Below are 15,826 nucleotides of genomic sequence, written 5' to 3' on the forward strand. Positions count from 1 at the left end.
TGCGAGGGAATTATGGATAAATACATGGAAGTACTCCTTTACAATTCCAATTCATACCTTTTATTAGTCCATATTTTTCCGAAAAAGTTCAAAATTTTGATACTTAGCCCAGAGCTTGTCGAAGCCTTAGACAAGCTCTGGCACCTGGCTGCAATGGTTAAGGTAATTCTATTAGCTCCTGAAGAATCTCCTGAACGGCTTCGGTTGAATGGTCTACATAAAATTTACTTGCTTTTTGTTAATGGCAAGAATGCCTGCCTCTTCCTTCTATTAACCGCCGGGTCTCACGTACCCGGAGCATTTGAACTTTCTAATACACATACCTACACCATCTCCAAGAGTGAACCAATGAAACCATCCGGTGCATCTGCCAACCTGTGCTATAACAAAATAGGATGTAACCAAAGCAACCACAGCAGCCGCCCCGACCCCGACCCACAGTCCGGCTTCAGAGACGGTATTTTTCCAGTTCTGGCAACTGCCTGTCAGTTCATCAAGATAAGATTCGGTTTTGTCACAAGCAGGCTGTGTAAGCGCCGAAATATGATACTGGGGGTAGATATATTGCCATTCCGAGCCAGTGACTGTACAGGGTAATGTCTCTGAACCGGTATCCTGCATGTTTTCCTGCCCCTTGAGCAAAGCAGTGCGGATGGCTTCGCGGCCAAGACACTTTTTCATTGCCTGAATATCAAGCCGTGAAGCCTTGTCGGCTTTGGTTGTAAAAATAGTGCGTTCCCACTGAAACACAGTTTCCCCTGTTGATGCATTGAGCGCACAGCCGCCCAGGCAGTCAATCGGATGATTTTTACAAACCTTTTCTCCGTTCGGGCAGGAAGCATCAAATATAATGCCATTACTGTTTCCTTCCACAATAGGGTTTGCTGCTACCAAAGCAGAAGAAAGGCTCGCAAAAAGTAGCAAAATGTTTTTGTTCAGGGGATTGAGCATGATTATTTTTTACTCCAATTTAAAAAACATAGAAATTCGCCTGCATCGCTCATACAGGCTGCTTAAAAATGGCATAAAATCAGCCATATTCAATTTGAAAAACAAATCAGTATTGGCCAGTCAGCAACAGGAGACACTGAAGCCTCCTGCTTTGTGCAGCGGCTTGTTACTTGATTCAAGGCTTACGGTACGATGGTGTATAGTTAATCTGCACGACCTGAAGTGACTCAATTTGCTTTTTAAGACTCTCCTGAACATCTTCCGGCCATTGACTTATATAGGCCCTGGTAAAGCCATCCTTTGATATCTGACTTCCGTTCATCTCTAAGAACAGTTGATTCAGATCGTAAAACACTCCCGATGGTTCCAGAACAGAAACAGAAAGCCCTATGGTATCAATCAGCGAGAAACCCGACTTTTCATCATAAAAAACATTATTGAAGTTCGGGTCTCGATGAACCGCCCTGGAAAGGGTATAAATCCCATCGAATTTCGAAACCCTGTGACGCAGGTGAAATTTCGCCAGAATTTGCCCAAGCTCGGAAAACAATGCTTCAATATCAAAACTGCTTGAGGGCCTGCGGGACTCAGCAACCCAATCCCGAAGAGAGCGCCCTTTTACGGCTTTGAACAGTGAGTGCATCCTCCCCCCGATCAATCCACTCCACTCATCAAAACCAAAAGCCACCGGCTCTTCTTCAGGCACAAAGTAGCATTCAGCCACTTTCAACATAGGGGTAATCATAAAGCCAGTTTCAGCATAACCTTTCAAAATAAACTGCTGACCGTTGATCCGTATCGTGTTCAACGAAAACACCGAAGGAGAACGAGCCAGAAAAGCTATGAACTCAGCTTCATCCGTGTTGTCAGTCGCCCACTGTAAGCCCTTGTAACGCACAGGAATTTGTTGCCATTGGCTGGCGTTGTTCCCCGGCCAACGCCAGTTGAAATAATCTTCCAGGTCAGCTTGCCAATCATCGCAGGACATTGTTGCAGGATGTATGGCTTGGGTTTTTCTTAATAGCTTCAAAGCTTCTGCGCAGTTTTTACTGGCAGTCAGAGACTGACAAAATTCACTGTCCAGTTTCGGCTTCCAGAGTTCAAAGGGTTGGATACTACAGGATTCATCATCCCCGGTTACTGGCGACTGCGGTGTCTCGGGCCATGCAAAATAAGCAGCTGCAGACGCAAACAGCACGGCCAAAGGGAACCGATAACCTCCACGACTCCATGGCTCTGTCGGACAACTTTCCAAAGAAAAAGAATATGTGGACTGCATTAACAGCAGGAGGGTCAGCATAATAAAAAATAACGGCCCAAAGGCTAAGCGGTTTCGCGGCATAACATGTTCCTGAATCAGATATTGGTTATTCTATGACCGTAATTACTCCAGAGAGTTCAACGCCCATCGAACATCGTTCGATGATTCAGATTCATGCTGCCAGCCTGATTACGGTTCTATATTTAGTCCAGACCGGTAAAAAAGACGCCCTTTAACCCCCTTTTTGGCCTGGGTAGCAAGCTCAGGGCAAACGTCTCGTTGCAAGATTTAAAGTGACTCTATTTCCTGCTTGAGATTCTCCTGAGCTTCTTCTGGCCACTGACCTACATAGGCACTGATAAAGCTACCCTTTGATATTCTGTGTTTGTCCATATTCTTGAACAGCATAATAAGGTCATTATGCACTTTAGACGGTTCCAAAACTGAAACAGAAAGCCCGATGGTATCAATCAGAGAGAAGCCCGACTCTTCATCATAAAAAACATTCTGGAAATTCAGGTCATGATGAACTGCTCTGGAAAGAGTATAAATTCCATCCAAATCCGAATCTCTGTGACGCAGGTGAAATTTCGCCAGAATTTGCCCAAACTCCGAGAACAAGGCACCAAGGTCAACCTTACTTGAAGGTTTACGGGACTCATCCAGCCAATCATGGAGTGAGCGCCCTTTCACGGCTTTGAACAGGGAGTGCATACGCCCCGCGACCCATCCGCTCCACTCATCAAAACCAAAAGCCACGGGCTCTTCTTCTGGCACAAAGTAGCATTCTGCCACTTTCAACATGGGGGTAATCATAAAGCCAGTGTCCGCATAGCCCTTCAAAATAAACGGCTGACCGTTGATCTCGATCCTGTCCAACGAAAACACCGAAGGAGAACGAGCCAGAAGAGCTATGAACTCAGCTTCATCCATGGTGTCAGTCACCCACTGTAACCCTCTGTGATGCACAGGATTTTGTTGCCATTGGCTGGCGTTGTTCCCCGGCCAGCGCCAGTTGAAATAGTCTTCCAGATCAGCTTGCCAATCATCGCAGGACATTGTTGCAGGTTGCATGGCTTGCGTTTTTCTTAATAGTTTCGAAGCTTCTGTGCAGTTTTTACTGGCAATCAGAGACTGACAAAATTCACGGTCCAGTTTTGGCTTCCAGAGTTCAAAGGGCTGGATAGTACAGGATTCATCTTCCCCGGATTCTGGCGAGTGTGGTGTCTCGGGCGATGCAAAATAGTTAGCTGCAGACGCAAACAGGACGGCCAAAGAGAACCGATGCCCTCCAGAGCGACGGCATGGCTCTGTATGATAACTTTCTGAAGAAAATGAAGGTGCCGTCTGCATTAAGAACAGTGAGGTCAGCAGAATAGAAAGTAACTGCCCACAGGCAAAGCGGTTTGACGGCATAAAGTACTCCTGAATCAGATCCTGATCATTCTATGACCGTGATAACTCCAGAGAGTTCAACGGCCATCGAACATCATTCAACGATTCAGATTCATGCTGCCAGCCTGAGTAAGATTATTTGGTGAATCCTGATCGGCAAAGAAGAGGCTCACTGATCCACGTTGACGCTTTGGTTTCTTAATAACATTGCTGTTATCAGGTCTAACTAGTAAGTACCTAACCAGTTGGTTTCGCATATTCTGGACGGCGGCTTTTTCCATCCTTCTGCGTTCCAACTCTGGTTGCGTAGCTATGGCTACGCGTCCGTCGTTGCGCCTTGAAGGATGAAAAAATCCACTTGCCAGAATATGCGAAACCAACTGGCCAGGTACTTAAGGAACTATTTTTTTTAATACGCGTCAAAAGTAGTAATTATTTATAAAAAATCATGTGGGGTATACGAATGATAGGTGCTTGCAAAGAAAAAACTTTGAGCTTTTCTAACTCTACTGATCACATGTCAGAAAATACTGGTGCAAAAAAAACTGTTTATTTATGTAAAGAGTTCAATGAAGAAGGAAAACTTTTAGCCAGAAATAATAAAATACCACTTCTGAAAAGAAAATGTTCGCTGGTAAAAAAAATAGCTGGCAATTGCATATCTATTTTTGATAGATCCGTTTCCAGAGTCTGCGGGTCTATTGAACTGGCATTCAGTGAATGTAAAGATATGATTCATTTTAAATATATTATTAGACCTGTATATAAATGCTTGCCTTCAAGAGTAGGACGCCCGATTGCCACAATCGCAACATTTTTTTTAGCCGATTGCCTATTTCATAAGCCCCCCGCATATTTAATGCAATATATGAACAAAGGACAAATAAAACCTGATTATACTGACCTTTATTCAAACATGTGCTGGACAGCTCTTGGTTGCATGGTGGCATACTCTAAATATAAAAATCACCGCCCCAATTCAGATACAAATTAGTAATTTTTACTTTTGAAAGCTTTTGAAAGCTTTTGAGAGTGTGAAAGATCGAAGTGTCGATTTCATGATCTACCAAGTAATTCAGCGTGTATTCAAAAGACCCCGACTGCCGCTCTGGCTTCGATAACAAGCTCAGGGCCAACGTTACGGGCTATATCTCAACTTCAGCGCCAATTGAAGTACTGCCAAGTCCTCCTTGATAACTGCCTGAGTCTCTTCTGGCCACTGACTTGCGTAAGCCCTGATAAAGCCTCTCTTTGATATCCTGCTTCTGTTCATATCTTCAAAGAGCTGACTCAGATCATGGATCATTTCGGAGGGTTCCAGCACTGAAATAGAAAGCCCAATGGTATCAATCAGCGAGAAACCCGTCTTTTCATCATAAAAAACATTCTTGAAATCCAGGTCATGGTGAACCGCTCTGGATAGAGTATAAATCCCATTGAAATTTGAAGTTCTGTGACGCAGGTGAAACTTCGCCAGAACTTGCCCAAACTCCGAGAACAAGGCATCAAGATCAACCTGGCTTGAGGGTTTGCGAGACTCAGCAACCCAGACCCCAAGAGAACGCCCCTTCACGGCTTTGAACAGGGAATGAATACGCCCCCCGATTAGCCCACTCCACTCATCGAAACCAAAAGCCACCGGCTCTTCTTCGGGTACAAAATAACATTCAGCCACTTTCAACATAGGGACAATAATAAAGCCACTGTTGATATAGCCTTTCAGGATAAACTGCTGACTGTTGATCTGTATCGTATTCAACGAATAGATCGAGGCAGAGCGAGCCAGAATACCTATAAAGTCAGTTTCTTCGATGATGTCAAGCACTTGCTTAAAAGCCCCTACAGGTATTTGCTGCCATTGGCTGGCGTTGTTTCCTGGCCAACGCCAGTTGAAATAGTCTGCCAGCTCAGCTTGCCAGTTATGGCAAGCCACTGTCGCAGGCTGCATAGCTCCCGTTTGCCTTAATAGTTCCAACGCTTCTGTGCGGTCTTTCAGGGAAACCAGGGACTGACAGAATTCTCTGTCCAGCCTGGGCTTCCAGAGTTCGAAGGGGTGAATACTGCAGGATTCATGCTCACCGGATAAAGGAACGTCCGGCGTCTCAGACCATGCATAATAGGTCACTGCAGAGACAAACAGGGCTGCTAAAGGAAACCTATAGCCTCGAAAGCCACTGCATTCGCTTGTCTGACAACTTTCTGAAGAAAACGACAGAGACGACTGCACAGACAGAAGAAGGATTAGCAGAGCAGAAAGAACCTGCCCATGGGTAAAGCGGGTTGGCAGCATGAGGTGTTCCTGAATCAGTTACTGGTAATTCTTAGACCCTGATTACCCCAGAAAGTTTAACTACCGCGATCGAACATGATTCAGATTCATGCTGCCAGCCTGAATGTGGTTAGCTTTAAGCCCGGATCAGCAGGTATTCAGCCGGACTCTGGCGCTCTCGTTTCGGCATCTTCTGGCAGACTGCCACCGGTTTTTGGCTGGTCGAGGGTGCAATTCCAACCCCAACCTTCCTGTTTTTTCACAAATTCTGAGGCTTGACCTTCGCAATAGCCTTCAGTGTAAGTGGCGTTCCAGAGTGTCTTTTCATCACTGCCTTTGGTGTAGCGGACCTCACAGGGCAGGCTGGATTCACGCTGAAGATAGATGACGCTTATCTTTCGTTCCTGATTGCTGCGGTCACAGGTGTATGAGTAATTATCCGATGCGGATGCCAGTCCGGTCATACCCAACCCAACCAGAATGGCCAGAAAAGCTCTGTACATGGGGGATCATCCTGTTCGAATTCATAGTCAACCATGCCAGAAACGTTGGCTGAGTCAGCCCAACGAATCTGCCCGTGTAGAATCAAAAGAACCACTGGGGCACTCTAACACAGCCTTTGCCAGAAACTGAAAATTCTTGGACAAACATCTTACCAGGCAGAAACGGAACGCTGAATTCGTTCACACTCAGGGATCTTTGTCAGGAGGCTCGAGGAGAGTTTTTTCTACGCCGGGTTTTCTTCTTGAAGCGGTTTGGCGATACCGGAGGCAACCCCTGTACATTAATGGTTCCAGAGTGCCCGGCCTCCCGCAACAACTGAACCAGATGCTGTTCCAGCTCACTCATAAAAGTCTGATAAGAGCCTTTTTTCTCTACAATCTGATTCAGTGAGGCTTCCCAGCGGGCGGTCATGTCAGGACGACTGACAGGCTCGGGCAGAGCTTTTATCAATGCTTTCCCGGTCTCTGTAGCATGAATGTTTTTACCCTGACGGGTAAGATATTTCCTATTGAACAATAATTCTATAATACCTGCCCGGGTGGCTTCGGTACCCAGACCGTCGGTCTCCTTGAGCACCTTCCTGATCCCGGTATCTTTAACATAGCGGGCAATACCGGTCATGGCCGACAGCAGAGTGGCGTCGGTGAAAGGTCTGGGTGGCTGAGTTTGCTTTTCTGCCAAATCCGCATCCTTGCAGAGCAGTGCCTGCCCCCTGTGCAATTCCGGCAACCTCTGACCGTCCTCTTTATCCTCAGAGACGGACGGCTTGCGGGGAAAAATGGCTTTCCAGCCTTCTTCCTGCACCTCCCTGCTGCTGGCCGTGAATTGCCCGCCTTCCAGGGTGACACTGACTTTACGAGCTAAAAACCGGTGATCCGGATAAAACTGTGCCACATACTGTCTGGCGATGAGGCCATATAAGTTGCGCTCCCGGTCACCCATTTTGTAGAGATCAGTTCTTCGGGTGGTCGGGATAATACCGTGGTGTGCGCTTACTTTGCTGTCATTCCAGGCTTTGCTTTTGCGGTCGGGTAATGCACCGTCCACAGCACTGGCCAGTTTTTCATCATTGCTTCGTATCGCGCCCAGCACTTCCGGTGCTTCCCTGAAATGCTCCACAGGCAGATAACGACAATCCGATCGGGGATAAGTCACCAGTTTCTGCTCATAAAGCTTTTGACAGACATCCAGCACTTCCTTGGCACTCATCCTTAATTGTTTGGCAGCATCAATCTGAAGAGCGGAAAGTGAATAGGGCAACGGTGGCGATTCCTTGCCCGTTTTATTCTCCAGCTTAGAGACTGTCCCCTCCTTGCCCTGAATCCTGCTGACAACATTTTCCGCCAGCCGACGATCGAGTACACGGCCCTCGTCATCCATCCAGGGCTGGCAGGCTTCACTGGGTTGCCATTTGGCCTTGAAACACTCGCCCTGGTCAGTCACCAGCAGGGCAAAGACTTCAAAATAAGGTTTGGGTTGGAAATCGGCAATGTCTTCGTCCCTTCGCACCACCAGACCCAAAACCGGAGTCTGCACCCGACCGACAGAAAGCAAACCGCCATAACCTGCCTTTTTGCCAAGAACGGTATAGGCACGGGTTAAATTGATACCATAGAGCCAGTCGGCACGGGAGCGTGTCAGAGCGGAAACAGAGAGAGGTACAAAATCAGAGTTGCTCTGCATTCGATCGAAGGCTTTCTTAACTGCCGGACCGTTCAAGTCATTCACTAAAAGACGACGGACACTTTTTCTGCGGGTTGGTGAAAGTTTGAGATAATCCAACACTTCATCGACCAGCAACTGCCCTTCCCTGTCCGGGTCTCCGGCATGAACAATGACATCAGCCGTTTTCAATAGCTTACGAATCACCGATAACTGGGAGCGAGTGTTTTTTCGTGGTTGCAGTTGCCACTGCTGGGGAACAATAGGCAAATGTTCAAAACGCCATTGCTTGAAGGCAGGGTCATACTGTTCAGGCTCAACCTGCTCCAGCAGGTGGCCTATACACCAGGTGACGACATCACCGGATGCGGTCTCTATGTAGCCATCCTGTCGTTTATGGGGGCGGGGCAAAACATCGGCTATGGCTCTGCCCAGACTGGGTTTTTCAGCAATGATTAAACGCATCAGGTCAACAAAAGTTACATCAGATCAATGGTACAGCTGCCTATAATAAGTTTCTTTCTGGCCGTATCATAGCCCTGAATAAGCAGACAGCCCAAGGCTTCAGCCTTTTTCAAGTATCTGGCCAGTTGGTTCAATATACGTTCAGCAATGATAGCAGGTACTCCCTGAGCCTTGAGTCATTAATTAACTTGAAGAATTCGTCAAGCTGTTCTTTATCATAACCGGTATTCTGATCGAATATGTGCTGAATCAGTACCTTGGTTGCCAAAATATCACGAATATCCTTGCTTTCTGTGTTTTTGATTTCATCAAATAATTCCTTGTTCTCACCCTGTACCAACTTTCTCTTAACTTGTGTATCGAGACGCCAAACTTCAGCATTGGGGCAGTGGACCAGCCATACAACATCCAGCAGATCAGGCATGGCGTTTTTTGCCTTAATGATTTGCTTGTTTGTCTGACGACGAAGCGGTGAGTCCTGGTTAAATTGATTCAGTGCTGCTGCCTTTATTTCTGGCTGATAGTCATTCACGAAAAATGACTCAAGGCCTGTGCCTTGCCAGAGTGATTGAAGATGTTCGTTCACCTGAGTTTGAAAATGACGCCATTGGTAAAAAGGAATCTTATTCATTGTGATGGCTTTGGCCAGGTTGATATCTCCTGTAACCAGGGTTAATGGTTGAGAGAAGTAAGCCAGAGCATTGTAAGCATTGTCGTTATCAATAAAACCAGAATCGATAAACGTTATTTTTCTATATTCAGAGACATTAGGGTCACAATCGCTATACGTTATTTTTTTATATTCAGAGGTTGTGCGCTGACAATAGCTATTTGATGCACTGTTTGATTTGTAATGAACATTGCCAAAACCCAGTTCACTGAGCATTTCTTTAAAGGATTCTGTTGATAACATTGACCATTTAAGGTCGGTAACAATTTTTATGTCACCCGGATCTATTCTTCTGATAATCTCCAAATACTCTTTCAAGAAGGCTTCATCGTCGTAATAAGCGGTATAATACGACACGTTCTGAATAGCTTCTGCCTGAGCATCCAAATCACTACGACCCGTAAGAGCAAGTCCCAGCCATGGCCTATCTTGCAGTAATTGCTTTAAATCTTCATACAGTGAAGTTGACGTTTTGTCATCTGAAATTTCGTAATTATCAACTTTCTCGATCAGTTCTGAGTTAAAGGGTAACCCAAGGTGCAGTTCACCCAGACCAAACCTTGGCGTAGCAATAGAGAACTTATGTTGTTCTGTTTTAATTGAGCACTCTGTAAGATTTTGACACAAATCATAACCTTCAAACCGAAAGTCCGAGATGTAGTTCATGGTTTGACGATTCAAAGGCATAGATTCAAGGCTACTGACTCCAGATCTTTGGTGAAAATTTTCTACCAGCCATAAACTGACAATAAAGCTCTCAGCCAAACTCTTGCCTCCGGCACCAATATTAGAATACTGACCAATTCCCAACCAGTTGGATGTACTGGGGATTCTCATTCCTGCCCAGGTTGACAGGGAGAGGGTAAAACTTCCGAACTCCATCTGCATCGAACTGGTGTCGTATTCCTGCCTTTCATCCTTAAAAATCCAATTAATTTTCAGATCAGAAGCTTCAGAAAAAGCACGGTAGAGCTTTTTTTTCTGAGATTGAGTGCTCTGTACAGTCAATTCAACAGGAATATTGTTAAAAGCTTTATCACGACGAAGCTCTTTGTTGACTTCCAGTAAACAGGCAAAGTCATCCAGACCATCTTCGGCTATTGTTGCCAAAATCAGTTTTGGCTCATTGGGATAATAAACATAGGGCCTTGCATTCAGTGCCAGCAACCATTTGACTAAGGACGATTTGAGGTTGATCTCCCTGTCATCCATATCGACTTGTGTAGCGCAGACCGATGATGGCAAAAAATTAAGGAAAAGAGCCAGTAACAAAATCATCATTAATGTAAAAGTTTTGTAGACGTTTTTTAGCTGCATAATGTATCAGACCTCCTATGAAACAAGCGTACCTGATACCGACAATTTTTGCGGGTTACGATTATTTGCATCAGATAATTGAGAAATCAACGCCTGTATTGAGGCAGGCTGTTATAAGTACCTAACCATAGAACCTCTCTGCTGAAAGCTAAAACCTGACATCTTTCCTGATCGATTCGATGTAGCAATCACAATCAGAGTGTATGATAGTTCCGTTAACAGGATAGAAATAGTAGTTCATTTTTTATGAAGTACATCAATATCACAGGAAGATTTTTTAAATGACATCAACCCGATTGAAAGCCATGTGATGTATTTCCTGAATTTCCTCAGATATAAAAGATGAACAAATGACAAAAAACTTTAGTTCCAATCATAGGTAAGCAAATGTTTTTGAAACAAGCTACTCTTCACTCGCTAAAGATTTTAGTAAAGAGTACCCAGCCAGTGACGTTCAATAGACAAAATTTCAAGAAATTAAAAGTACTCAGCCATACGGAATCGAATATTTCTGGCTTATTGGGCAGGTGTTCTGCAAGGCGCAACGACGGGAACATAGCAAGCTATGTGACCAGAGTTGCAACGCATCACGACTGCATGGATGCAGGAGCTAGAGCAACGCAGGAGCAGTTGCCGCGAGTGTCTGAACAATGAGTCAGAAGATATGATTTCGTATGGTTGTGTACTAAAGGATTACTTAGAAAGCTTTTGACAGACATCCAACACTTCCTTGGCACTCATCCTTAACTGTTTGGCAGCATCAATCTGAAGAGCGGAAAAACACTCACCCTGATCAGTCACCAGCAGGGCAAAGACTTCGAAATAAGGTTTGGGTTGGAAATCGGCAATAGCTTCGTCTCTTCGAACCACCAGGCCCAAAACCGGAGTCTGTACCCGACCGACAGAAAGCAAACCACCATAACCTGCCTTTTTGCCAAGAACGGTATAGGCACGGGTTAAATTGATACCATAGAGCCTTTCTGCAGAGGGACCTGCTCCAGCAGGTGGCCTATACACCAGGTGACGACATCACCGGATGCGGTCTCTATGTAGCCATCCTGTCGTTTATGGGGGCGAGGCAAAACATCGGCTATGGCTCTGCCCAGACTGGGTTTTTCAGCAATGATTAAACGCATCAGGTCAACAAAAGTTACATCAGATAAATGGTACAGCTGCCTATAATAAGTTTCTTTCTGGCCGTGTCATAGCCCTGAATAACCAGACAGGCCAAGGCTTTGACCTTTTCCTAAGTATCTGGCCAGTTGGGTAAGTTTCTTTCTGGTCCTGTGTTAGCCCCGAATAACCAGACAGGCAGGGTCTCCGGGGTTTCTAGGAGCCTGACCGAGAATAGCGCCCGTAGCGAGGACGTCAGAAAATTAAGGATGAAAATTCGGTTTTGTGAGGAGAATAGCGAGCTATTTGACGAACAAAAGCGGATTTACAGACCAATTTGCTGCCGCCGCAGTAGGGCAGTCTATTCTCGGTCTAATGGGATGGTCCGCCCCTCCTAAACGGCTTCAAATGAGCCAAAATGGAGTTAACCATTTAAACAGGATTAACCGGAGCGAACCACCCATGACTATTTCAGTACTTGGTATCGATATTGGCAAGAACAACTTTCACCTGTTTGGTGTTGATGACCAGGGTAGCAAAGTCATCAGAAAGAAGTTGTCCAGGAAGAACCTTTTGGAGTACGTGGCAAATCTGGAGCCATGCATTATCGCTATGGAAGCTTGTGGTGGTGCTCACTATTTGGCTCGGTTATTCAAGAACTATGGGCATACTGTCAAGCTGATTTCACCTCAATTTGTCAAGCCTTATGTCAAGACCAACAAAAATGACTACAACGATGCTGAAGCGATTGCAGAAGCAGCTTCACGGCCCAGCATGCGTTTTGTACCTGTTAAAACGTCAGAGCAGCAGGCCTGGCAACTTCTGCACCGCTATCGTCAACAAGCGGTTGATCAGAGAACTGCCCTGGTTAACCAGATCCGGGGGTCACTATTGGAAGAAGGTATTGTGGTTGCCCAGGGTATTGGTAAAGTTCGTGCACAGCTTCCACGAATTCTGGAAGATGCTGAAAATGGACTCCATTCGCTGACTCGTGAGCTGCTACATGGTTTATCAGAAGAGTTGGCCAGTCTTGACAAGCGTATTCAACAGTATGACCAGAAAATTCAGGAGCTGGCTGAAAACGACGACGAATGTCGTCGAATGATGACTATGCCGGGTATCGGAGCCATCACTGCCACAGCATTGAAGGCAGCCGTTGGTGATGCGACGTATTTTAAATCTGGTCGACACCTTGCCGCATGGTTGGGATTAGTTCCAAGACAGCATTCCACAGGCGGTAAGTCAGTCCTGCTGGGCATCAGTAAACGGGGTGATAAATACCTGCGCACATTATTGATACACGGCGCACGTTCGGTACTCCACTGCCTCAAAAATAAGGATGACCGCTGTAAAAAATGGGTTAGCCAACTTAATGAGCGCAGCAATCACAACGTTGCCGCCGTTGGTCTGGCTAATAAAATGGCTCGGATTGTCTGGGTCATCATGACCCGAAATGAAGTTTACAAGGCTGCATAATGAGGTAAAGGCGGCAGCGGCAAAGTAAAGCATAAGCTTAATCAAAGGGGAACCCCCCCGCAGATTGCGATGAGCATGTACAGTTGATGGCAAACAGGTAAAAACCGGCAACCTGAAACCTGATAGGAGTCTTGGCCCTTGAGGCCGTCGGACTGATAAGGCCAGGTTGCGCGGATACCCATCAGGGCCAGAGGGTTAGACCTCATGAATAGGCCGTATATATGATTGCAGTTATCTTTGTTTGCTAATTAACAAAACAGGCTCTTGCAAAACGGGGCGGACCATATAAGGCTCCTAGTGCAGCTAAGCTCTGATATCCATACACCCCTCGTTCCCACGCAACAGAGGGTGTCGCAAAAGCCTGGTTCCCCTCCCGTCATTCCCGCGAAGGCGGGAATCCACACAGACTCACCACCAGAACCATACTGCCCGGTGCCCCCCTGGCCTTTTCATCCGCGAGAAGGCAGAGACCCGCTGTTGGCGCTGGATTCCCGCCTTCGCGGGAATGACGACCTCAGAGTATCGGAACGAGTGGGCTGTATGGATATCAAGGCTTGGCTGCACTAGTGCTAATGTTTGTTTAGCAATGGTATCAGGTATTCTCTGAGCCTTGGATCCTGAATTAACATGAATAATTCGTCAAGCTGGTATTGATTAAAGCCCGTACTCTGATCACGACTGTGCTGAATCAGCACTTTGGTAGCCAAAATATCCCGTATATCCATACTCTCCGTCTGTTTGATCTCATGGAACAATTCATCGTTCTGCCCATTCTCCAATCTCTCTCTGACCTGTGTATCAAGATTCCAGAGTGCATGACTGGGACGATGGACCAACCATATAACATCAAGTAGACCGGGCATGGCGTTGTGCGCACTAATAATTCGCCTGTTTATCTCACGACGAAGCGGTGAATCAAGGTTAAACTGGTTAAGTGCTGCTGCTTTTATTTCCGGCTGATAATCATTCACAAAAAATGACTCAAGGCCTGTGCCTTTCCAGAGTGATTGGAGATGCTTATTTACATCAGTTTGAAAGTAATGCCATTCGTAAAAAGGAATCTTATTCATTGTGATGGCCTTGATCAGGCTCATATCTCCTGTAACCAGAGTGAGTGGCTGAGAGAAGTAGGCGAGAGCATTATAAGCACGCTCGTTATCGATAAAACCAGGATTGATAAAAGTTATTTTTCTATATTCAGAGCCAATGCGTTGAAAATAGATGCCAGACCCACCTCTTGATTTGTAATGTATAGTGCTAAAGCCCATTTCATACAACATTTCCCTAAAGGCTGGCGTGCTTAATATTGTCGATTTAGTGGGGGTAACAATTTTTATTTCACCCGGCTCTATTCTTCTGATAATGTCCAGATACTCTTTCAAGAAGGCTTCATCTTGATAATAAGCAGTATAATACGACACGTTCTGGATAGTTTCTGCCTGAGTATTCAAATCACGATGCCCCGTAAGAGCATATCCCAGCCATGGCTTATCTTGCAGTAATTGCTTTAAATCTTGATGCAGCGAAGTTGATGCTTTGTCGACTGACATTTCGTAATCATCAATTTTTTCGATCAACTCAGAGTTAAAAGGCAACCCAAGGTGCAGTTCACCCAAGCCAAATTTTGGCGATGCAATACAGGATTTATCCTGAGCTGAATCAAGGGAATATTTCAAGTAGGGATGATTAACATTATGATTATAATGTTCTGGGTCTGAGAGGAACCTTCTATTTCGACGACTCAATGTCAGATTAGCAAAATTATTAACACCAGAACTCTGATAATAATTTTCTGTTAACAATAAATCGTCAGTAATACTAACGTCCAAGCCTTTATCCATAGCCTCAATATTAGAAAAGTGACCAATTCCCAACCAATTGGATGTTTTGGGGACTCTCATTCCTGACCAGGTAGACAGAAAAAGGGAAAAGCTTGCATACTCCATCTGCATTAATCCAGTCAAGTATTCCTGCCGTTCATCTTTATAAATCCAATTAATTTTCAAATCAGAAGCTTCAGAAAAAGCACGATAGATCTCCTTTTTTTGAGATTCAGTGCTTTGCACTATCAGTTCAACAGGAATGTTGCTAAAAGCTTTATCATTACCAAGCTCTCTGGTTACTTCCAGTACATAGGCAAAGTCATCTGTACCTTCTTCGGCTATTGTTGCCAAAATCAACCTTGGGTCATAGGGAATAAAGCTGTATGGCCTTTTGTTCAACGCAAGAAACCATTTGATTAAAGAAGATCCGGGGTTGATCTCCCTGTCACCCATTTCGACTTCTGTAGCGCAGATAAATGATGCCATAAAACTAAGCATTACTGCTATTAAACACATTGTTGCTGTAGAATTTTTGTGGAAGCTTTTTAGCTTCATAATGTATTAGACCTCCTGTGATACAAGCGATAAGCGCAACTCATATCAACAATTTTTTAATGGGATATAACTGTTGGCTTGAAATAAAACAGATATAGTAGTTCATTTTCACTGAGACACATCAGTATGACAGGACATGTTTTTGTTGAATAACAATAGCCTGATCTGAAACCATGTCATATATTTCCCGAAAAAACCCTGAAACTGTATGGACTGAATGAAGAACACTCAACGTTATACGTAAAAATTATGATTCATCATAGAACCCAATTCGAAAAAATCAGCCTGGACGGAGTAGTTTCCTCCGATATAAAAGAGGATCAAATAAGAATAAACTTTAGTTCCAATCATAGTAAGGCAGATAC

Annotated in this window: 11 protein-coding genes and 1 pseudogene; 3 read left to right on the forward strand and 9 right to left on the reverse strand. The window is 45.0% G+C overall.

What is annotated here, in order from left to right:
* Nucleotides 1-270: 270 nt before the first annotated feature.
* The 3 genes from ACO6VG_RS24570 to ACO6VG_RS24580 all read right to left on the reverse strand — a co-directional run bounded on the left by ACO6VG_RS24570 (nucleotide 271) and on the right by ACO6VG_RS24580 (nucleotide 3,628).
* The gene (locus ACO6VG_RS24570) at nucleotides 271-951 is read right to left on the reverse strand and encodes a hypothetical protein (RefSeq protein ID WP_422138620.1); all 681 of its coding nucleotides are present in this window, start codon (nucleotides 949-951) and stop codon (nucleotides 271-273) included.
* Between the two features lie 175 nt (nucleotides 952-1,126).
* Nucleotides 1,127-2,155 (reverse strand): hypothetical protein, encoded by a 1,029-nt coding sequence (locus tag ACO6VG_RS24575; protein WP_422476089.1) that lies wholly within the window; start codon nucleotides 2,153-2,155, stop codon nucleotides 1,127-1,129.
* 345 nt (nucleotides 2,156-2,500) lie between these two features.
* On the reverse strand, nucleotides 2,501-3,628 hold the full coding sequence (locus tag ACO6VG_RS24580) for a hypothetical protein (protein ID WP_422476091.1): 1,128 nt from the start codon (nucleotides 3,626-3,628) through the stop codon (nucleotides 2,501-2,503).
* A 442-nt stretch (nucleotides 3,629-4,070) separates the two neighbouring features.
* On the opposite strand from ACO6VG_RS24580, the gene ACO6VG_RS24585 reads away from it, so the two are divergent.
* Complete coding sequence (locus ACO6VG_RS24585) at nucleotides 4,071-4,601, forward strand: hypothetical protein (RefSeq protein ID WP_422134731.1); 531 nt, start codon at nucleotides 4,071-4,073, stop codon at nucleotides 4,599-4,601.
* Nucleotides 4,602-4,745: 144 nt separating this feature from the next.
* On the opposite strand, the gene ACO6VG_RS24590 is transcribed toward ACO6VG_RS24585, so the two are convergent.
* The 5 genes and pseudogenes from ACO6VG_RS24590 to ACO6VG_RS24610 form a co-directional block, all read right to left on the reverse strand.
* Nucleotides 4,746-5,897: a hypothetical protein gene (locus ACO6VG_RS24590; protein WP_422476093.1), complete on the reverse strand. Its 1,152-nt coding sequence runs from the start codon at nucleotides 5,895-5,897 to the stop codon at nucleotides 4,746-4,748.
* A 137-nt stretch (nucleotides 5,898-6,034) separates the two neighbouring features.
* Nucleotides 6,035-6,379 (reverse strand): hypothetical protein, encoded by a 345-nt coding sequence (locus tag ACO6VG_RS24595; RefSeq protein ID WP_422134733.1) that lies wholly within the window; start codon nucleotides 6,377-6,379, stop codon nucleotides 6,035-6,037.
* A 199-nt stretch (nucleotides 6,380-6,578) separates the two neighbouring features.
* A complete protein-coding gene (locus tag ACO6VG_RS24600) occupies nucleotides 6,579-8,507 on the reverse strand; it encodes a DNA topoisomerase III (protein ID WP_422476095.1) in 1,929 nt (642 codons plus the stop codon).
* A gap of 130 nt (nucleotides 8,508-8,637) precedes the next feature.
* Nucleotides 8,638-10,494: a hypothetical protein gene (locus ACO6VG_RS24605; RefSeq protein WP_422476097.1), complete on the reverse strand. Its 1,857-nt coding sequence runs from the start codon at nucleotides 10,492-10,494 to the stop codon at nucleotides 8,638-8,640.
* Between the two features lie 702 nt (nucleotides 10,495-11,196).
* A pseudogene (locus ACO6VG_RS24610) lies at nucleotides 11,197-11,630 on the reverse strand (DNA topoisomerase); the annotation flags it as partial.
* 439 nt (nucleotides 11,631-12,069) lie between these two features.
* Here ACO6VG_RS24610 and ACO6VG_RS24615 point away from each other — a divergent pair.
* Both ACO6VG_RS24615 and ACO6VG_RS24620 read left to right on the forward strand, forming a co-directional pair.
* A complete protein-coding gene (locus tag ACO6VG_RS24615) occupies nucleotides 12,070-13,083 on the forward strand; it encodes an IS110 family transposase (protein ID WP_422132667.1) in 1,014 nt (337 codons plus the stop codon).
* Between the two features lie 348 nt (nucleotides 13,084-13,431).
* Nucleotides 13,432-13,650: a hypothetical protein gene (locus ACO6VG_RS24620; protein WP_422476099.1), complete on the forward strand. Its 219-nt coding sequence runs from the start codon at nucleotides 13,432-13,434 to the stop codon at nucleotides 13,648-13,650.
* A 2-nt stretch (nucleotides 13,651-13,652) separates the two neighbouring features.
* On the opposite strand, the gene ACO6VG_RS24625 is transcribed toward ACO6VG_RS24620, so the two are convergent.
* Entirely contained in the window at nucleotides 13,653-15,461 is a 1,809-nt protein-coding gene (locus ACO6VG_RS24625) for a hypothetical protein (protein WP_422476101.1), read from the reverse strand.
* Nucleotides 15,462-15,826: the final 365 nt, after the last annotated feature.

Origin of the sequence: Endozoicomonas sp. ALB032 (assembly GCF_049310125.1) — a bacterium.
Classification (GTDB): Bacteria; Pseudomonadota; Gammaproteobacteria; order Pseudomonadales; family Endozoicomonadaceae; genus Endozoicomonas_A.

Bases quoted from the DNA above. Each gene is read 5' to 3' on its own strand.
- ACO6VG_RS24570 (WP_422138620.1), bottom strand. From the start codon at position 951: ATGCTCAATCCCCTGAACAAAAACATTTTGCTACTTTTTGCGAGCCTT.
- ACO6VG_RS24580 (WP_422476091.1), bottom strand. From the start codon at position 3,628: ATGCCGTCAAACCGCTTTGCCTGTGGGCAGTTACTTTCTATTCTGCTG.
- ACO6VG_RS24585 (WP_422134731.1), top strand. From the start codon at position 4,071: ATGATAGGTGCTTGCAAAGAAAAAACTTTGAGCTTTTCTAACTCTACT.
- ACO6VG_RS24590 (WP_422476093.1), bottom strand. From the start codon at position 5,897: ATGCTGCCAACCCGCTTTACCCATGGGCAGGTTCTTTCTGCTCTGCTA.
- ACO6VG_RS24595 (WP_422134733.1), bottom strand. From the start codon at position 6,379: ATGTACAGAGCTTTTCTGGCCATTCTGGTTGGGTTGGGTATGACCGGA.
- ACO6VG_RS24600 (WP_422476095.1), bottom strand. From the start codon at position 8,507: ATGCGTTTAATCATTGCTGAAAAACCCAGTCTGGGCAGAGCCATAGCC.
- ACO6VG_RS24605 (WP_422476097.1), bottom strand. From the start codon at position 10,494: ATGCAGCTAAAAAACGTCTACAAAACTTTTACATTAATGATGATTTTG.
- ACO6VG_RS24615 (WP_422132667.1), top strand. From the start codon at position 12,070: ATGACTATTTCAGTACTTGGTATCGATATTGGCAAGAACAACTTTCAC.
- ACO6VG_RS24625 (WP_422476101.1), bottom strand. From the start codon at position 15,461: ATGAAGCTAAAAAGCTTCCACAAAAATTCTACAGCAACAATGTGTTTA.